General features: G+C 34.3%; 21 protein-coding genes. All 21 read left to right on the top strand.

Translation table 11 applies throughout. The annotated features are described in order from the left end of the window. The first annotated feature begins 1 nt into the window (after position 1). The 21 genes from rpmF (at position 2) to DFR80_RS01545 (ending at position 18,237) form a co-directional block, all read left to right on the top strand. Positions 2-175: a 50S ribosomal protein L32 gene (rpmF, locus tag DFR80_RS01645; protein WP_076546122.1), complete on the top strand. Its 174-nt coding sequence runs from the start codon at positions 2-4 to the stop codon at positions 173-175. Positions 176-323: 148 nt separating this feature from the next. Further along, on the top strand, positions 324-1,337 hold the full coding sequence (plsX, locus tag DFR80_RS01640; protein WP_076546123.1) for a phosphate acyltransferase PlsX: 1,014 nt from the start codon (positions 324-326) through the stop codon (positions 1,335-1,337). Next, the gene (gene fabK / locus DFR80_RS01635; protein WP_114489049.1) at positions 1,338-2,285 is read left to right on the top strand and encodes an enoyl-[acyl-carrier-protein] reductase FabK; all 948 of its coding nucleotides are present in this window, start codon (positions 1,338-1,340) and stop codon (positions 2,283-2,285) included. Between the two features lie 52 nt (positions 2,286-2,337). Then, on the top strand, positions 2,338-3,081 hold the full coding sequence (gene fabG, locus DFR80_RS01630; RefSeq protein ID WP_114489048.1) for a 3-oxoacyl-[acyl-carrier-protein] reductase: 744 nt from the start codon (positions 2,338-2,340) through the stop codon (positions 3,079-3,081). An 88-nt stretch (positions 3,082-3,169) separates the two neighbouring features. Then, the gene (locus DFR80_RS01625) at positions 3,170-3,403 is read left to right on the top strand and encodes an acyl carrier protein (RefSeq protein WP_076546126.1); all 234 of its coding nucleotides are present in this window, start codon (positions 3,170-3,172) and stop codon (positions 3,401-3,403) included. A gap of 75 nt (positions 3,404-3,478) precedes the next feature. After that, positions 3,479-4,192, top strand: coding sequence for a ribonuclease III (gene rnc / locus DFR80_RS01620; RefSeq protein WP_076546128.1), 714 nt, complete (start codon positions 3,479-3,481; stop codon positions 4,190-4,192). Between the two features lie 19 nt (positions 4,193-4,211). After that, the gene (gene aroH / locus DFR80_RS01615) at positions 4,212-4,568 is read left to right on the top strand and encodes a chorismate mutase (protein WP_084566231.1); all 357 of its coding nucleotides are present in this window, start codon (positions 4,212-4,214) and stop codon (positions 4,566-4,568) included. 29 nt (positions 4,569-4,597) lie between these two features. After that, the gene (gene cmk / locus DFR80_RS01610) at positions 4,598-5,257 is read left to right on the top strand and encodes a (d)CMP kinase (RefSeq protein ID WP_114489047.1); all 660 of its coding nucleotides are present in this window, start codon (positions 4,598-4,600) and stop codon (positions 5,255-5,257) included. Further along, the gene (locus DFR80_RS01605; protein ID WP_114489046.1) at positions 5,254-5,847 is read left to right on the top strand and encodes a 1-acyl-sn-glycerol-3-phosphate acyltransferase; all 594 of its coding nucleotides are present in this window, start codon (positions 5,254-5,256) and stop codon (positions 5,845-5,847) included. Before cmk ends, DFR80_RS01605 begins: the two co-directional genes overlap by 4 nt. 147 nt (positions 5,848-5,994) lie before the next feature. Continuing rightward, a complete protein-coding gene (locus tag DFR80_RS01600) occupies positions 5,995-8,211 on the top strand; it encodes a bifunctional 4-hydroxy-3-methylbut-2-enyl diphosphate reductase/30S ribosomal protein S1 (protein ID WP_114489045.1) in 2,217 nt (738 codons plus the stop codon). A gap of 120 nt (positions 8,212-8,331) precedes the next feature. Continuing rightward, positions 8,332-9,630, top strand: coding sequence for a DUF512 domain-containing protein (locus DFR80_RS01595; protein ID WP_076546029.1), 1,299 nt, complete (start codon positions 8,332-8,334; stop codon positions 9,628-9,630). Beyond that, on the top strand, positions 9,623-10,939 hold the full coding sequence (der, locus tag DFR80_RS01590; protein ID WP_114489044.1) for a ribosome biogenesis GTPase Der: 1,317 nt from the start codon (positions 9,623-9,625) through the stop codon (positions 10,937-10,939). The genes DFR80_RS01595 and der overlap by 8 nt, the downstream gene beginning before the upstream one ends. Before the next feature lie 9 nt (positions 10,940-10,948). Beyond that, positions 10,949-11,566: a glycerol-3-phosphate 1-O-acyltransferase PlsY gene (gene plsY / locus DFR80_RS01585; protein ID WP_084566226.1), complete on the top strand. Its 618-nt coding sequence runs from the start codon at positions 10,949-10,951 to the stop codon at positions 11,564-11,566. Then, positions 11,566-12,597, top strand: coding sequence for an NAD(P)H-dependent glycerol-3-phosphate dehydrogenase (locus DFR80_RS01580; protein ID WP_076546032.1), 1,032 nt, complete (start codon positions 11,566-11,568; stop codon positions 12,595-12,597). The genes plsY and DFR80_RS01580 overlap by 1 nt, the downstream gene beginning before the upstream one ends. Positions 12,598-12,701: 104 nt before the next feature. After that, positions 12,702-13,001 carry an HU family DNA-binding protein gene (locus tag DFR80_RS01575; protein WP_076546033.1) on the top strand — a complete coding sequence of 100 codons (300 nt, stop codon included), beginning with the start codon at positions 12,702-12,704 and terminating at the stop codon, positions 12,999-13,001. Positions 13,002-13,212: 211 nt separating this feature from the next. Next, the gene (locus DFR80_RS01570) at positions 13,213-14,028 is read left to right on the top strand and encodes a mechanosensitive ion channel family protein (protein ID WP_114489043.1); all 816 of its coding nucleotides are present in this window, start codon (positions 13,213-13,215) and stop codon (positions 14,026-14,028) included. Next, positions 14,022-15,383 carry a deoxyribodipyrimidine photo-lyase gene (locus DFR80_RS01565; protein ID WP_114489042.1) on the top strand — a complete coding sequence of 454 codons (1,362 nt, stop codon included), beginning with the start codon at positions 14,022-14,024 and terminating at the stop codon, positions 15,381-15,383. Before DFR80_RS01570 ends, DFR80_RS01565 begins: the two co-directional genes overlap by 7 nt. A gap of 94 nt (positions 15,384-15,477) precedes the next feature. After that, positions 15,478-15,996 (top strand): ferritin, encoded by a 519-nt coding sequence (locus DFR80_RS01560; protein ID WP_114489041.1) that lies wholly within the window; start codon positions 15,478-15,480, stop codon positions 15,994-15,996. An 83-nt stretch (positions 15,997-16,079) separates the two neighbouring features. Beyond that, entirely contained in the window at positions 16,080-16,385 is a 306-nt protein-coding gene (locus DFR80_RS01555) for a hypothetical protein (RefSeq protein ID WP_076546037.1), read from the top strand. 12 nt (positions 16,386-16,397) lie between these two features. Then, a complete protein-coding gene (locus DFR80_RS01550; RefSeq protein WP_076546038.1) occupies positions 16,398-16,916 on the top strand; it encodes a CDP-alcohol phosphatidyltransferase family protein in 519 nt (172 codons plus the stop codon). 22 nt (positions 16,917-16,938) lie between these two features. Continuing rightward, complete coding sequence (locus DFR80_RS01545) at positions 16,939-18,237, top strand: amidohydrolase (protein WP_114489039.1); 1,299 nt, start codon at positions 16,939-16,941, stop codon at positions 18,235-18,237. Positions 18,238-18,245 lie beyond the last annotated feature (8 nt).

Here is an 18,245-nt window from a genome sequence, read left to right as displayed (position 1 = left end):
AATGGCTGTACCAAAGAAACGAACTTCTAAAACACGCAAGCGTAAAAGACGTACTCACAAGAAACTTAGTACTCCAAATTTAGTAGAATGTTCAAACTGCCATGAGAAGATTTTACCTCATCATGTATGCCCTGAATGTGGACATTATGATGGCAAAAAGGTGAGTGGAAATTAAAATATTTTAGCTAAACAGAGATCTCTTCAATAGAGATTCTCTGTTTTTTTCTTGCCTTAAACTTGCAATTGACCGACGGTTGAGATATAATGTTTTGCAAATGATACAGATATAAATTTCTTTTTTTGGAACCTGGGAGGCGGCCATATTGTATAGAATAGCTGTTGATGTAATGAGCGGTGAAAAAAACCCTGCGGAGTTGATTACAGGAGCTTTGCAAGCTTTAAAAGAAGAACCAGAAATAGAATTGACCCTGATTGGTGGATATGATATTATAAGCGAAGAGTTAGCAAAAACTGACTCTGATTCGAAAAGACTTAAAATAGAAAACGCAGATCAGATAATTAATATGGATGAGTCTCCAATTAAAGCTCTGCGAAAAAAGAAAAATGCTACAGTTAATGTTGGTGCTAAATTATTGAAAGAAAATAAAATAGATGCTTTTATATCTCCGGGTAATACGGGTTCGGTTATGGCAGCTGGTTTATTGCGGGTGGGCCGGATCAAAGGAGTTTCCAGACCACCGATTGCGATTCAGTTTCCTGCTGTTAATGGTAGTACTCTGGTTTTAGATAATGGAGCTAATACTGATTGTAGTCCGGAAAATCTTCGGCAGTTTGCATTAATGGGTCAGCTTTATGCAGAAAATGTAATGAAAGTTGAAAATCCCAGAGTGGCTCTTTTAAATATTGGTGAAGAAAAGAGCAAAGGAAATAATTTAAGTAAAGAAAGTTTTAAACTTTTAAACAGTGACACAAGAATTAAGAATTTTATCGGTAATGTTGAAGGTAGAGATATCTTTAGTGATAGTGTTGATGTGGTTGTGACTGATGGTTTTGTTGGTAATGTTGTTTTGAAAACGACTGAAGGCGCAGCTTCTTTTTTTCTGGATTTACTCAGGGAAAGTTTTCAGACTAACCTGAGATCAAAACTTGCTGCATTATTATTAAAACCATATTTAAAGAAAGTATTGAAAAAAATAGATTACAGACAGTATGGAGGAGCTCCTTTGCTGGGTGTTAAGGGAGTTGTTATCATTAGCCACGGCAGTTCCGATGGGACTGCTATTTATAATGCTGTTAAAACTGCTAAAAATACTGTTAAAGAAGATATAGTTTCGCTGATAAAAAGTGAGTTAGAAAAGAATGAGGAGTTGGAATAAATGGCATTGAAAACAGAACTTTGTGATTTATTAGAGATTGAAAAGCCAATTATTCAGGGAGGTATGGCCTGGGTTGCTACGGGTGAATTAGCTGCAGCTGTTTCCAGTGCAGGTGGCCTGGGAATAATTGGAGCAGGAAATGCTCCGGCCGATGTAATTGAAGAAGAGATTGAAAAGGTAAGAGAGCTAACAGATAAACCATTTGGTTTAAATATCATGTTACTTTCTCCTTTTGCAGATGACATAATAGAACTTGCAATTGAGAAAAAGGTTCCCGTAATTACCACAGGTGCAGGAAACCCTGGCAAGCATGTAAAAAGATTTCAGGAAGTAGGTTCTAAAGTAATTCCTGTTGTACCATCGGTTGCCCTGGCCAGAAGAATGGAGAGACTTAAAGTAGATGCAGTTATTGTTGAAGGTACAGAGGCTGGAGGTCATATTGGTGAACTGACTACTATGGCTTTAGTCCCTCAAGTAGTGAATGCAGTTGAGATTCCAGTTATTGCCGCCGGGGGCGTTGCTGATGGTAGAGGGCTTGCTGCTGTGCTGGCTCTGGGAGCTAAGGGTGCTCAGATTGGAACCAGATTTGTCTGCTCTGAAGAGTGTACAGCCTCGGAAGAATTTAAAAAAGCTATCGTTGGAGCTAGAGATCGAGATGCAGTTGTTACAGGCCGCAGTACAGGTCATCCAGTGAGAAACCTTAAAAATAAGCTGACTAAAGAGATTGATCGTCTGGAAAAAGAAGGTGCTGATCCAAAAAAAGTAGAAGAACTTGGTTCGGGTAAGCTCCGGGATGCTGTGATTGATGGTGATATTGATCAGGGTAGTGTAATGGCCGGACAGATTTCAGGTATGATTTCTGAGATAAAAAGTGTGCGAGAAATTATGGATGAAATTATTTTAGAAGCAGAAAATACTATTAAAAATAGTTACAAACTGTTGGAATAATATATATGGTCATATTTAAATTTATTAATAGAAAAAAGAGGTGTCAAATTTGATGAACCTTAAAAATAAAAAAGTTTTAATTACAGGTAGTTCCAGAGGAATTGGAGCTGAAATAGCAAAAAAAATGGCTGCTTTGGGTGCGGAAGTTGTTATTAACTATGCCAATTCGCAGGCGAGAGCTGAAGGTGTTAAAAACGAAATTGAAGCTGCGGGTGGTAGAGCTCATTTGATTCAGGCAGATGTTAGTAATTTTGAGCAGGCGTCAGAATTAGTCAAAACAGCTTATAAAAAAATGGGTGGACTTAATGTTTTAGTTAATAATGCTGGAATTACAAAAGATAAGCTTATTTTAAGAATGAAAGAAGAAGACTGGGATCAGGTTTTGGATATTAACTTAAAGGGAGTATTTAACTGTACAAAAAACGCGGTTAGATATTTACTTAAAGCTGAAAATGGTAAGTTGATAAATCTTTCTTCTGTGGTCGGAGTTAATGGTAATGCAGGTCAGGCTAATTATTCAGCTGCCAAAGCAGGTATTATTGGTTTTACTAAAACAATGGCCAAAGAACTGGCTTCTAAAGGTGTATGTTCCAATGCAATTGCTCCTGGTTTTATAGATACAGAAATGACAGATGAATTGAAAGAGAGCATTAAAGAGGGAATTATTGAACAGGTTCCGCTGGCTCGTTTTGGTAAAGCAGAAGAAGTCGCAGATTTAGTATCGTTTCTAGCTTCAGACAGTGCAAATTACATAAATGGTGAAGTAATTAAAATCGATGGTGGCATGGGAGCTTAGCTGAAGACGAGTGCGACGGGCTCGATGCCCTAGTGCTGAGTCGACCATGCGTTATAAAATGAAGACTCAGTGAAAGGAGGTGAATGGAGTGGATAATATCTTAGAAAGAGTAATTGATATTGTAGCAGAAGAATTAGCAGTTGACAGAGATGAAGTTACTGAAGACTCTTCATTTATAGAAGATCTTGGAGCAGATTCTTTAGATGTGGTAGAATTAGTTATGGCATTTGAAGAAGAATTTGATGTAGAAATCCCTGACGAAGATGCAGAAGACATTCGCACAGTAGAGGATGCTGTGAGTTATTTAGAAGATATTCTTTAAGAGATAATTACGGATGAAGCTCCCTCTGTGGAGTTTTCATCCCTTTTATTTATTTTAATGGATGGTGATATATTAATGGGACAGCTGTTTAATCGTAGAAAAATTAAAGAATTTGAAAAAAGCCTTAAACTGGATTTTAATGATAAATTATTAATCCAGAGAGCTCTGACTCATAAATCTTATCCGAATGAGAACAGGCGTCTTAATATAAAAGACAATGAACGTTTAGAGTTTTTGGGAGATTCTGTTTTGAGTCTTTCCGTCAGCACCTATATTTTTAAAAAGTTTTCTGATCTACCAGAGGGAGAGCTGGCAAAGATGCGGGCGGTTATTGTAAGTGCTCCAATTTTAGCAGAAGTTGCCAAAAGGATTGAACTCGGACAGTTTCTTTTTCTCGGCAAAGGAGAGGAAATGACAGGAGGAAGAGAAAGAGATTCAATTTTAGCAGATACAATGGAAGCAATTTTTGGTGCTTTATATCTTGATCAGGGTTTTACAGTAGCGGCAGATTTTATACTGGAGCTTCTTAAAGTTGATATTGTAAATGTAGCAGAAGGTAATCATATTCAGGATTATAAAACTATGCTGCAGGAAGTAATTCAGGAAAATGGTAATCATCGACCGGAATATGAAGTTGTTGATGAGGAAGGCCCAGATCATAATAAAACATTTATTGTTGCTGTAAAATTAAATGATGATAATCTTGGTTCTGGCCAGGGATCAAGTAAAAAAGAGGCTGAACAGGAAGCAGCAAAAGTTGCTTTAAATAAATTAAATAAACTTGATTAGTTAAATGGGGGATATTTCTATGTATGCGATTAGAGCTGCAATCAGTGTAGATAAAAATACAGAAGAAGATATTTTAAAGGCAACTAAAGAAATGATGCAGAGCCTGATGCAGGAAAATGAACTTAAAAAAGAAGATTTAGTAAGTATTATAACAACAACTACTGATGATTTAACAAAAGTTTATCCTGGTAAAGCATTGAGAGAAATTGGCTATAATTTAACTCCTATTTTATGTATGCAGGAAATGAAGGTTGAAAATAGTAGTCAAAAAATGATAAGATTATTAGTGCATGTTGATGGCAGAAAAGATAAAAGTCAGGTAAAACATCAATATTTAAAAAAGGCTAAAAAACTTAGACCTGATTTAGTTGAATAAATCTAACTATAAAAGGTGTTGAGATCTTAATGGAAAATGTAGTAGCAATTGATGGACCGGGTGGGGCAGGTAAAAGTACAATTGCCAGATTGCTGGCCCAAAAATTAAATTATCTGCATCTTGATACTGGAGCCATGTACAGAGCTGTAACTCTGGCGGCCCTGCGGAAAAAAATTGATTTTAATAAACAGGATAAGTTAATAGAACTAGCTAAAAATACAGATATCAATTTTAATCAGAATGGTGATATATTTCTTAACGGAGAAAATATAAGTGAGGAAATAAGATCAGCTGCAGTTAATAAACATGTTTCTCAAACAGCTGCAGTTAAAGGAGTGCGGGATGTTTTAGTAAAAAAACAGCAGCAGCTTGCCCGGAACAACAAAGTTGTTATGGATGGGCGTGATATTACTACGGTTGTTTTACCTGAAGCAGACCATAAATTCTTTTTGACAGCATCTTTAGAGGAAAGAGCCAGAAGAAGATATCAGGAAGTCAGGTCCAAAAATAAAGATGCAGATTTTGAAAAAATTAAAGAAAGCATTGCTCGCAGAGATAAAATGGATAGTGAGCGTGAACATTCACCACTAAAAAAAGCAGAAGATGCTGTTTTGGTGGACACAACCAATTTATCTATTGACGAGGTACTTGCTAAAATGATAGAAATTATTGAAGGTGAAGTACAGTGAAAAAAATTATCTATCAGATTATTAGACTGCTGCTCTTTGCCATCTTTAAAATATTTTTTAGAATTAAGATAAATGGCAGAGAAAATCTGCCAGATCAGGGTGGAGTAATCATTATGTCAAATCATATCAGTGCTTATGATCCTCCCCTGCTGGCAGCTATTTTCTCAAGACCAGTGAGGTTTATGGCCAAAAAGGAATTGTTTGAAAACCCGATTTTAAGATTTGTCTTATTTTTAGCAGATGCTTTTCCAGTTGACCGCAGTACGAATGATATTACTGCTGTCAAAAAGTCGCTCTCTGTTATTAAAAATGGAGAGGTACTTGGTCTTTTCCCTGAGGGAACCAGACGTCCTGAAGGAAAACTTGGGAACCCTAAGGCCGGTTCAGTTATGCTGGCTATTAAAAGTGGGGCTCCGGTTTTACCAGTTGGAATTAAAAATGTTAAAAAAGATGGTAGAATTACAGTAAACATCGGAAAACCTTTTGGCTTAGAACAATTTGCCAAAAAAAGACTGAGTAAAGAAGAGCGAAAAGAGGCCTCGCAATTTATTAAGGCCAAAATTCAAAAAGAGCTAAATTATCAAGAATAATTGTCAATGCACAAGTTTTTTGCTTCTTTTTTAAATTTTTTTGGATTTAAAGAAGGATTTTAGAGATTGATAGAGAAAAAAGTTTAAGAGGTACCCTGTTTATTTTCAGGGTGCACTGTTCAACTGTTGGTGTTGTGCTGGAAGGAGGTGAAGGTTCTGGAGGTTATTACAGCAGAAGAGGCTGGATTTTGTTTTGGTGTAGAAAGAGCTATAGATATGGTTCTGGAAGCTGCCAGTGAAAATGATGATTTAAATGTTTATACACTGGGACCACTAATTCACAATCCACAGGTTGTTAAAAAGTTGGAAGAAAAAAATGTTAAAGTTGCCTCTTCACTTGCCGAGATAGATTCTGGGATAGTTATTATCCGTTCACATGGAGTAGCACCAGAAATCATTGAGCAGGCAAGAGAAAAAAATCTTAAGATTATAGATGCTACCTGTCCTTATGTTAAAAATGCTCAAAAATATGCCAGACAGCTGGTAGATGAAGGCTATCAAACCTTTATTTATGGTGATCAGGATCACCCAGAAGTTCAGGGTATTTATGGGGCAAGTGATAAAAAAGCAATTGTAATCAGAGAAAAAGAGGATTTAAAATCTGTTGAGCTAAAAGCTAAAGTAGGTTTTGTGGCTCAAACAACAAAATCTCCTGAGTCTTTTCGGGATATTATTAATTTAGTAATCACAGAAGTTAAAGAGTTAAAAGTTTTTAACACTATTTGTAATACTACAGATGTACGTCAATCTTCGGCAAAAAGATTAGCTGAGGATGCAGATATCATGTTTGTAATAGGGGGTCATAATAGTGCTAATACTACCAGGCTGGCAGAAATTTGTGCAGCCACAAACACCCCTACTTATCATATAGAAACAGCCGCTGAAATTGAAAAAGAGTGGCTGTCTGGAAAAAATAAAGTTGGAATTACAGCTGGAGCATCGACTCCAGACTGGTTAATAAGGGAGGTTGTTCAGTTAATGAACGAAGAAAACAAAGATGTAAATGTTGAGTCAAATGAGAATGTAGAGGAGAAAGAAGAGCAGGTTGTAGAGGAGGTAGAAGAGACAGTAGAAGTGACTGAAGAAACTACAGAGGAAAAAGAGGCTGATCAGACTGAGGAAGCTGAAGAATCTGTGGAAACAGAAGCAGAGGAAGAAGTTGAAACTCAAGAAGAAGCCGAATTTAAATATAGCGATAATGATATTGCTGATTTAAGAAAAGGTCAAAAAGTTACTGGTACTGTTGTTGAAATTAATGACAATGGTGTATATGTAGATGTTAATTACAAAACAGATGGATTTATTCCATTACGCCATTTAAGTCATCGTCCTGTTGAAGATGCTCATGATATAGTGAGTATGGACGAAGAAATTGAAGTTGTTATTTTAACTTTAGAAGATGATGAAGGTAATATGATTTTATCTAAGAAACAGGCAGATTATGAAAAAGCCTGGGAAAAGATTGAAGAAGCTTATGAAAATGATGAAATCATTGAAGCTGAAGTTACTAAAGAAGTTAAAGGTGGTTTAGTTGTAGATGTAGGAGTTAGAGGATTTATCCCTGCTTCTCATGTAGCAATTGGTTATGTTGATGAATTAAGTGATTATGTTGGAGAAACATTACGCTTAAAAGTAATCGAAGTGGAGAGAGATAACAATAATGTTGTTCTTTCTGCTAAAAAAGTTCTGGAAAAAGAAAGAGCTGCCAAAAAAGAAGAAACTCTGGCCAATTTAGAAGAAGGTCAAACTGTAGAAGGTACTGTAACCAAATTAGTTGATTTTGGTGCTTTTATTGACCTGGGTGGTATTGAAGGTTTACTTCATATTTCTGAAATGTCCTGGGGAAGAATTGAGAGTCCATCTGAAGTTCTTTCTGAAGGTGAAGAGGTTGAAGTTAAAGTTCTTGGCGTAAATAAGGAAGAAGAAAGAATTTCTCTTGGCTTAAAGCAGTTACTTCCTGATCCATGGGAAGAATTTGCTGAAAAGCATTATGAAGGAGAAGTTGTTGAAGGAAAAATAACTAAACTTGTTGATTTTGGTGCCTTTATGGAAGTTGAAAAAGGTATTGAAGGATTAATTCATATTTCTCAATTATCACACAAACATGTTAAGACTGCTGACGAAGTAGTTAATGTAGGTGATGTAAGAGAAGCTAAAATCATCAATATTGATGCTGAACAGGAAAGAGTAGGTTTAAGCTTGAAAGAATTGGAAGAAAAGCCTGAGCCTAAAAAAGAATCCAGCAGTTCTAAGAGTTCAAGCAGTAGTAGTAAATCACAAAGTAAAAAAGAAGAAGATAGTTCATCTTCAGGAGGAGCTACTATCAGAGAAATTGTTGGAGATATTTTTGACCAGGGTGAATAATTAAAAAAGCACCCGCTGTCCATTTTTATTATGGGCGGCGGGTTTTTTTATGCTTTCTGCAGATTATTGCCTAAATAGAGTAAATGTGATATTATCAAGCTTACAGGAGGTAGAAGAATTATGGTTAAAATAGAAAAAGTTGTGGAAAATTCTACCGCTGCACAAGCAGGTCTGAATTCAAATGATAAAATTATCACTATTAATGGTCAAAAAATAATTGATTATATAGATTATTTATATCAGATTTCTGAAGTTATTATTGAACTGGAAATTGAGACAGAATCTGGGTTAAGAAAAAATATCCAGCTACAGAGAAAACCAGGAGAAGAGCTGGGAATAGAATTTAAAGAAATTGTATTTGATGGCTTAAAACAGTGTAAAAACAATTGTATTTTTTGCTTTGTCAAACAGCAGCCTGATAATATGCGGGATAGTTTAAACCAGATGGATGATGATTATCGCTTTTCTTTTTTACAGGGAAGTTTTGTTACATTAACAAATCTTGAAGCTAAAGAAATTAAAAGAATAATTGAAAAAAATTTAAGTCCAATAAATATATCAGTTCATACAACCAACCCTGAACTGAGGGTTGAAATGATGAAAAACCCAAAGGCTGCTAAAATTAACAGATTACTTAAATTATTCCAGAAACATAATATTCAATTTCATACTCAGATAGTAGTCTGTCCGGAATATAATGATCAGGAAGAACTTGATAGAACTTTAAAGGATCTTTTAGAATATTATCCCCAGTTATTATCTGTTGGTATAGTACCAGTCGGTTTAACTAAATATAGAAAAGATCTGGCTGAATTAAGAACTATGACTAAAGAAGAAATGAAGTCTTCGTTAACTCAGATTAGATACTGGCAGCAGCAGGCAAAAGATAAATTTGGTGAAAACTTAATTTATGCTGCTGATGAATTTTATTTAAATACTGATCTGGAGATCCCTGCCTATAATGAGTATAATGATTTTCCTCAACTGGAAAACGGAATTGGTTTAACTGCTTTAATGAATAAACAAATAGAGTCATATGAATTTCCAGAATCTCTCAGTGATGAGAAAACAATTGCAGTTATGACTTCAGTTCTGGGAGAAAAAGCTTTGAATAAATTTTATGATAGTTTAAAAAAAGTTATTAAATTAAAAACTGATTTTATAGTAGTTGAAAATAAATTTTTTGGTGACAGTGTTACAGTTGCCGGTCTTTTAACTGCTGAAGATTTAAAGGCTGAAATAAAAAAAATTAAGCCAGATAAATACAATATGATTTTTATACCCAAAATAGTTTTAAATGATCAGATGAAATTTCTAGATAATGTACAAAAAGAAGATTTTTTGGAAGAACTATCTGAATACAGGATAGAGTTTGTAAGTGATATTAAGCAATTTATGGAGGTGGTTAAGAATGGCTAAGTCTACAGTTGCAATAGTTGGAAGACCCAATGTTGGTAAATCAACTCTTTTTAATAGATTAGTTGGAGGACGGAGGGCTATTGTAGAAGGTGAGCCCAATGTTACTCGCGATAGAATTTATGGCGAAACAGAATGGCTGGGGAAAAAGTTTAATGTAATTGATACTGGTGGAATAGTAATGTACGAAAATGATAAAATTAAAAATCAGATTAAATATCAGGCTGAACTGGCAATGGAAGAAGCTGACCTTATCCTATTTGTCGTGGATTCCCGAACAGGAATGACCGGTGTTGATCAAGATATTGCTCAGCTTTTATACAGGACTAACAAAGAAGTCATTTTGGTAGTTAATAAAGTTGAAGATTTTTCTAACCAGGAGGAAATAGGCTGGGAATTTTATTCTCTTGGCTTTGGTGATCCAATACTTATTTCAGCAGAACATGGTAAAAATACAGGTGAGCTGCTGGATCAGGTGGCAGACAATTTACCTGAAACTGAAGCAGAAGATAGTGATAATGATAAGATAAATATTGCAGTTATTGGCAAACCAAATGTTGGTAAGTCAAGTCTGATTAATCATTTGATTGGTAAAGACAGGGTTATTGTCAGTGATATGCCTGGAACAACTCGAGATGCAGTTGATACCTTAATTGAATGGAATAATATTAGGTTTAATTTTATTGACACGGCAGGTCTTAGAAGAAAATCAAAAGTTAAAGAAGATGTAGAATATTACAGTAACCTTAGAGCTTTGCGGTCAGTTGATCGTGCTGATGCTGTTTTAATGATGATTGATGCCCAGGAAGGTGTAACTGATCAGGATAAGAAAATAGCTGGTTATGCTCATGATGAAGGTAAGGCAATGGTTATTGCAATTAACAAATGGGACCTGATGGAGAAAGATTCTAGGACTATGGATCGGTATACTGATGAAGTATATTATCAGCTTAAGTTTCTAAATTATGTACCGGTAACATATATTTCTGCTCTAACAGGGGAGAGAATTGATGAACTTCTATCTTTACTTGAATTTGTTGTTGATCAGAGTAATCTGCGTATAAAAACTGGAATTTTAAATGAAGTTATTTCGGAAGCAGTACAGCTGCGTGAACCCCCCAGTCGAAAGGGTAAAAGGCTTAAGATTTATTATGGCAGTCAGGTGGGTGTTAAACCCCCGACTTTTGTTTTCTTTGTTAACGATCCAAATTTAATGCATTTTGCCTATCAGCGATACTTAGAAAACGTACTGAGAGAAGCCTTTGGCTATGTAGGAAATCCAATGAACTTTAAATTGAAACAGCGAAATTAGGAGGTTATCATGCAGGTAATAATTGCTATCTTAATTAGTTATCTAATCGGTTCAATACCATCCGGTTTTTTACTTACAAAATATGTAATGAAAAAAGATGTTAGAAAATATGGTAGTGGAAATATTGGTGCTACAAATGTTGCCCGGGTAATGGGATTAAAAGCCGGGATTTTAGTTGCAGTTTTTGATATTTTAAAAGGTTATTTAGGAGTTCTAGTTGGGCAGATGATTCTGGGTACTAATTTATCCACAGCTATTTTATTTGTTGCAGTTGCTGCAATTGCCGGACATGATTGGTCAATATTTCTGGGTTTTTCTGGAGGTAAAGGGGTTGCCACAACTTTTGGAGTTATTTTAAGATTATATCCGCTTGCCTTTTTGATTTATGCAGTGATCTGGATTTTATTGGTTTTGATGACCCGCTATGTATCACTTGGTTCAATTATTGGATCTATGTCTCTACCTCTGACTCTTTATTTTAGTTCTTTCCATGGTAAACATGTTGTTTTTGCTGCTTTATTATCTCTTTTTGTAATGTATACTCATCGAGAAAATATTAAGCGGCTTTTAAATGGAGAAGAAAATAGAATGGATCCAGAAAAGTTAGGGAAGAGTGGTAAAAAATAATGAGTTCAAAGATTACAGTAATAGGTGCTGGCAGCTGGGGCACTGCTCTGGCTAATCTGTTGGCAGAAAATGGTGAGGAAGTCCAAATATATGCCCGGGATCAGAAGGTTGTTAATTCAATTAATCTGGAACAGAAAAATTCTAAGTATTTTCCTGAATACAGGCTAAACAGCAAATTAACTGCTATTAATGATTTAAATCAAAGTTTAAGAGATTCAGATTTAATTGTAATTTCTGTGCCAACTCAGGCTTTAACTGGTGTTTTGAGTCAAATGGATGGTTTCGTTGATTCAGATACAATAATTGTTTCTACAGCTAAAGGAATTGATGAAAATACATTTAAAACAAATTCACAAATGATTAAAGAAGCTGGCTTTGAAAATGTAGTCGTTTTATCTGGACCCACTCATGCTGAAGAGGTTATGGAGAAATTGCCAACAGCAATAGTATCGGCAGCAGATAATAAAGAGTCAGCAGAAAAAGTTCAGGATTTATTTATGTCTAAATATTTTAGAGTTTATACAAATCCCGATATCAAAGGAGTTGAGCTTGGTGGAGCTCTTAAAAATGTAATTGCTGTAGCCAGTGGTATTTGTGATGGTTTAGATTTTGGGGATAATACACGCGCTGCTCTTATTACCAGAGGTTTAAACGAAATGAGCCGTTTTGTTGATTTTCATGGAGCCAGTGACTTAACACTATCTGGACTTTCCGGTATGGGTGATCTTGTGGTTACCTGTACCAGTATGCACAGTCGCAATCGGCGTTTTGGAATTGAAATTGGTAGAGGAAAAAGTATGTCAGAAGCAAAACAGGTGGTTAATCAGGTTGTGGAAGGTGTAAAAACTGCTCGGGCAATATATAAGTGGCTGGATTTAGAAGATATTGACCTGGAAATGCCAATAACCAGACAGGTTTATCAGGTTTTATTTGATAAAAAAGATCCCTATCAGGCAGTAGAAGAACTAATGCTGAGAAGTAAAAAACATGAAATGGAATCTATAGTTGATAATTCTTTATGGAATATCTAGAAATTTTATAAATTTTTTCTTCGCTTAAGCAGGAAATCACTGTTATAGCGAGAATAATGTATAATGACAGCAAAAGTTTTAGTTTTAAAAGGGGGTGAATTTCCATGACTAAGAATGAACTTATTGATGCCGTTGCAGAAAAGACTGGTGTCACTAAAAAAGATACAGGGGAAGTTATTAATGAAACAATTGATACTATCATGAGCCACTTGAAATCTGAAGCTAAAAAATCAGAAGATAAGCGTGATAATGTACAATTAATTGGTTTTGGTACTTTTGAAGTAAAAGATAGAAGTGCTAGAAAGGGACGTAACCCTCAAACCGGGGAAGAGATTCAGATTCCAGCACGCAAAGTGCCTGTATTTAGAAGTGGTAAGTCCTTTAAAGAAACAGTTGATGTTTAAGATTTAAAATTACTTATTGAAAGACCGGAAATCTCCGGTCTTTCTTTTTTTAAAAGTTAAATTCCTTTATTCCTGATTTTTGGCTAATTATGAATAAGGGAATTTTTTTAATGATTTGCAGGAATGTTAGTATTTAACTAGAAATTTATATAGTATAGAAAAGATAGATAATTTATAATAATAGCATAGTTAAAACTAAGGAGGAGAAAGGATGGACCAAATCACTGGAGGTTTGCAGTCAATAATTGCAAATTATGGAATGAAGTTGTTACTGGCGATAATTCTTTTAATAGTTGGTTTGTGGCTGATTAAGTTCATTGTCAGGCTTTTAGAAAAAAATGTTCAGGGGAGATTCGATAGAACCCTGACCAGTTTTTTAATGTCAATTACAAAAGCTGTTTTAATGATTCTATTATTTATTTCTATTGCTTCAACAATGGGAATTGAAGTAACTTCTTTTGTTGCTGTATTGGGGGCTGCTTCATTTGCGGTTGGCCTGGCTTTGCAGGGAAGTTTATCTAATTTTGCTGGGGGTGTCTTACTTTTAATTTTTAGACCATTTACTGCTGGTGATACAATTGAAGTTGCTGGACATAAAGGTAAAGTACAGGAAATACAGATTTTATATACAATAATGACTACTTTTGATAACAAAAAAATTATGATTCCAAATAGTAATATTTCTAATAATAGCGTGACTAATTTCTCAGCTATGGACAAAAGAAGGGTTGATTTAACTTTTGGAATTGGTTATGATGATGATTTTCACGAAGCTATTTCTTTATTAAAAGATTTAGCAGCCAGACATGATTTGATCTTAGATGATCCGGAACCAATTATTAGAGTTGCTGAACATGCAGGAAGTTCCATTAATATTGACTGCAAAGTTTGGGTTAAGGGACCGGATTACTGGACTGTATTTTATGATATGCATGAAAATGTTAAAGATGCCTTTGATGAGGCTGGTATTGGTATTCCATACCCACAGCTGGATATACATTTTGATGAAGGGACAAAATTGTGTTAGTAGAAAAAAATAGAATAGAAAAAATTAATGAGGCTGAATTAAAAGATGGAGAATTTGTTGCATACTGGATGCAGTCATCTCAGCGACTGAAATATAATCAGGCACTGGGTTATGCTGTTGAAATGTCAAATCAATTAAATCAGCCTCTTTTAATTTTTTTCTTATTAAATGCTAATTTTCCGGAAGCTGAGTATGGTCACTTTAAATTTATGATTGAAGGTTTAAAAGAAATAAAAAATAACTTATCTAAAGCAGATATTAATTTTTATCTAGTTGATTACAAAGAGTTTGAGGACTTAAAAAAGATTACTAAAGATGCATCTTTAGTTGTTAGTGAGAAAGTTTATCTCAAACATCTGCGGCAGTGGAAAAATGAGGCAGCGGATAGACTTGCTCTACCATTTTATCTGGTTGAAAGTAATCTGGTCTGTCCGATCGAAGAAGTAAGTGAAAAAGAAGAATATGCCGCTTATACAATCAGGAAGAAAATTAACAAAATACGAGATAATTATTTAAAAGAATATCAGCGAAACAGTCTCGATAATAAATCTAAAATTGAACTGGAGGCCAGCGGTCTAAACTTGGTAGATGACCTTGATTATTATTTAGATAGTTTAAATTTTGATCAGGAAATAAAATATAAAAATTATTTTGTCGGTGGTTATCTGGAGGCTAAAAAGAAGCTGAATGTATTTATTCAGAAAAAGTTAAAAGAATATGATGAAAAAAGAAACATTCCCCATCTCAATTACCAGTCTGATTTAAGTCCTTACCTGCATTTTGGGCAAATATCAGCTCAGGAAATTGCGCTGGAGACGATAAATTCCGAATATGATGCGGAAGCTTTTTTAGAAGAACTGATTGTTCGCCGGGAGCTTGCATTTAACTTTGTCTATTATAATAAAGACTATGATGGCTGCCTGGAGGATATAATAAATGATTGGGCTTATCAGTCGCTTATGCAGCATAAAAATGATGAAAGAGAATATATTTATAACTATGAGGAATTAGAAAAGGGATTAACCCATGACAAATATTGGAATGCAGCCCAGAATGAAATGGTAATTACCGGCAAAATGCATAATTATATGAGGATGTACTGGGGCAAGAAAATTCTGGAATGGACTTCAGATCCCAATCAGGCTTATCAGTGGGCCTTGAAACTTAATAATAAATATTCTCTGGATGGACGAGATCCTAATAGTTATGCAGGTGTGGCCTGGATCTTTTCCAAGCATGATCGTGCCTGGAAGGAGAGAGAAATTTTTGGTAAAGTTAGATACATGAACGCTGCTGGTCTGGAAAGAAAATTTGATATGGAGAAGTATTTAAATAAAATTAATAGTTTGAAATAATTTTATTAACTTTAAAAAAGCAGGATATTAATAATTATTGTTGAATTAATATTAATGAAGAACATTTTTAAATTATAAATTTGGAGGTAATATTATGTTAAAAGAAAATGTAGAAAAAGCGTTAAATGAACAGATTAATGCAGAACTCTATTCAGCTTATTTATATCAATCCATGGCTGCATATTTTGAAGATAAAAGTCTAGCAGGATTTGCTCGCTGGATGGATCTGCAGGCGGAAGAGGAAATGATTCATGCCCGTAAAATTTATGATTTTGTTAATGAAAGAGGTGGAAGAGTTATTCTTGAGGGAATAGATAAACCTAAGAGTGACTGGGATTCTAACCTTGAAGTTTTTGAGGATTCACTTGCTCATGAACAAAAAGTCACTGCAATGATTAATGACTTAGTTGCGCTAGCAGATCAGGAAAATGATTATGCTACCCATTCCTTCCTCCAGTGGTTTGTGGACGAACAGGTAGAAGAAGAAGATTCTGTTGGCGAAATTGTAGATAAATTAAAGCTGGTTGGAGACTCCGCTCAAAGTCTATTTATGATGGATGACAAATTGGCTGCCAGACCTCAACCAGCTGCTGATACTGAGGGAGAAAAATAATTCAAATTGGAGATATATCTAATTATTAGATATATCTCTTTGATTACTTATCTTTGATTATTTTAGTGATAGGAGGAGAGTATATGGGAATTTTTGATAAATTAAAATCCATATTTAGTAGTGGAAATCAGTCTAATTTGATTGATATTTATGTAGAAGATAATAAGTGTGGCAATCAGATGAAACTTTTATTTAGAAAAAGTTATGATATTCAAAAAGTTTATGAAGACAATCGAGAAGCTGCCTATGAAATTTCTAAGGTTGTAGTTTGTGATGAATGTTATAATAAGATAAATCTTCATCTTGAGTTTGACAAAAGATATAAGATTATTAATCAGGAAATTGAAAGTGGTAAAATTATTAGTAAAGAAGAATATGAAAATAATTAATTCCCTGGAGTGATGATTTTGTTTACAATTCCGAATTATATAACTTTTTTTAGAATTTTATTAATACCAGTTTATTTATATAATTTTGTTCAGGGAAATATTATAGCTGCAGCGATATTATTTGCTGTCTCTGCTGTTACAGACTTTCTGGATGGTTATATAGCCAGAAAATATAATCTGGAATCAAAAACAGGAAAACTGCTGGATCCACTGGCAGACAAATTAACAATCGTTAGTATTTTACTGGTGCTAATTTATTTAAATATTATACCTCGTTTTATTTCATATATTATTTTAATTAGAGAACTGTTTATTTTATTATCTGGAATAATAACTTACATTTATGGTTTGAATTTTATTAACCCTAGTTTTATTGGAAAACTTTCTGTTGCTTTATTATATTTTGCTATTGCACTTAAACTTTTAGAATTTGATTATTTGGGAAATCTTTTGTTTTATATTGTAATTCCAATTAATATTTATTCTGCTCTGGATTATTCTTATAGAGCCTATAAAAAAATATATAAATAAATTTCTGGAGAGGATGTACATTTTGAAAATTTTAATAAAAAATATTGCGGAAATCTACAGCCCTTTTGTAGAGTTAAGAAAAAACCAGTTTATTTTAATAGAAGATCAATTTATAAAAAAAATTGGTAAAATGTCAAAAATAAATCAGATTAAAGAATATGATTATTTAATTGATGCTGATGAGAAAATAGTACTTCCTGGATATATTAATACTCACAGTCACGCTGCGATGACATTAATGAGAGGGTATGCAGATGATATGCCTCTGGACAGATGGTTACAAAATAAGATCTGGCCTTTTGAAGCAGAGATGGATGCAGATGACATTTATTGGGGAACAGCACTTGCTTTAATGGAAATGATTAAAACCGGTACAACTACTTTTTCTGATATGTATTTTGCAATGGATAGAGTGGCTGATATTGTTGGGAAAAGTGGGATTAGGGCAGTTTTGGCTGAAGGGCTGATTGAAGCTAATGATGGTCAGGAAGGCTTAAATAAAGCTTTGAAATTTGCGCTTGACTATTCTGGAGCAGCTGATGGCCGGATTACAACAATGCTGGCACCTCATGCTCCCTATACCTGTGGAAGAGAATATTTGGAACAAATTAGGGATCTGGCTCGGGAAAATAGTCTGCCGATTCACATTCATTTATCAGAAAGCAAAAAGGAAATTTTTGATTTTTTAGAAAAACATCAACTCTCTCCAGTTAAATATTTAGCTGAATTTGATTTTTTTGCTAATCATGTCCTGGCTGCTCATTGTGTTCATTTAGAGTCAGGAGATCTGGAAATTATAAGTGATAATAATATTCAAATTGCTCACAACCCAATGAGTAATGCCAAACTTGCAAATGGAATTGCTCCTGTTAAAAAATATCTGGATAAGGGTGTAAATGTCAGTCTTGGTACTGATGGTGTTTCCAGTAATAATTCTCTCGATATGCTTAAAGAAGCTAAGATGGCTTCCTATCTTCAGAAAATTAAGTATAGTGATCCTACAGCAATTTCTACTAAAAATATTTTGGAAATTATAACGATTAATGGGGCTAAAGCTCTTGCTTTATCTAATGTTGGGTTGATTAAAGAGGGGTATCAGGCGGATCTTCAATTAATAGATATAAATAATTCTACTTTTTTCTATCCTCATCATAACAATTTGTCAAATTTATTTTATGCTGCTGATAGTGGAAGTGTTGATACAGTTATTGTTGCCGGGAAAGTCTTGATGGAAAATAAGGAGTTAAAAACACTTGATACGGAAAAAATTTACTATGAAGCAGAAAAGCGGGCATTAAAAATTGCTCAAAAATTAAGATAGATTAAATG

Origin of the sequence: Halanaerobium sp. ST460_2HS_T2, assembly GCF_003337665.1 — a bacterium.
Taxonomy (GTDB): domain Bacteria; phylum Bacillota; class Halanaerobiia; order Halanaerobiales; family Halanaerobiaceae; genus Halanaerobium; species Halanaerobium kushneri.
This window is presented reverse-complemented; position numbering and strand designations above follow the sequence as displayed.

Coding starts and splice junctions, on each gene's coding strand:
- rpmF (WP_076546122.1), top strand. CDS start 2: ATGGCTGTACCAAAGAAACGAACTTCTAAAACACGCAAGCGTAAAAGA.
- fabK (WP_114489049.1), top strand. CDS start 1,338: ATGGCATTGAAAACAGAACTTTGTGATTTATTAGAGATTGAAAAGCCA.
- fabG (WP_114489048.1), top strand. CDS start 2,338: ATGAACCTTAAAAATAAAAAAGTTTTAATTACAGGTAGTTCCAGAGGA.
- rnc (WP_076546128.1), top strand. CDS start 3,479: ATGGGACAGCTGTTTAATCGTAGAAAAATTAAAGAATTTGAAAAAAGC.
- aroH (WP_084566231.1), top strand. CDS start 4,212: ATGTATGCGATTAGAGCTGCAATCAGTGTAGATAAAAATACAGAAGAA.
- cmk (WP_114489047.1), top strand. CDS start 4,598: ATGGAAAATGTAGTAGCAATTGATGGACCGGGTGGGGCAGGTAAAAGT.
- DFR80_RS01595 (WP_076546029.1), top strand. CDS start 8,332: ATGGTTAAAATAGAAAAAGTTGTGGAAAATTCTACCGCTGCACAAGCA.
- der (WP_114489044.1), top strand. CDS start 9,623: ATGGCTAAGTCTACAGTTGCAATAGTTGGAAGACCCAATGTTGGTAAA.
- plsY (WP_084566226.1), top strand. CDS start 10,949: ATGCAGGTAATAATTGCTATCTTAATTAGTTATCTAATCGGTTCAATA.
- DFR80_RS01580 (WP_076546032.1), top strand. CDS start 11,566: ATGAGTTCAAAGATTACAGTAATAGGTGCTGGCAGCTGGGGCACTGCT.
- DFR80_RS01575 (WP_076546033.1), top strand. CDS start 12,702: ATGACTAAGAATGAACTTATTGATGCCGTTGCAGAAAAGACTGGTGTC.
- DFR80_RS01570 (WP_114489043.1), top strand. CDS start 13,213: ATGGACCAAATCACTGGAGGTTTGCAGTCAATAATTGCAAATTATGGA.
- DFR80_RS01560 (WP_114489041.1), top strand. CDS start 15,478: ATGTTAAAAGAAAATGTAGAAAAAGCGTTAAATGAACAGATTAATGCA.
- DFR80_RS01555 (WP_076546037.1), top strand. CDS start 16,080: ATGGGAATTTTTGATAAATTAAAATCCATATTTAGTAGTGGAAATCAG.
- DFR80_RS01550 (WP_076546038.1), top strand. CDS start 16,398: ATGATTTTGTTTACAATTCCGAATTATATAACTTTTTTTAGAATTTTA.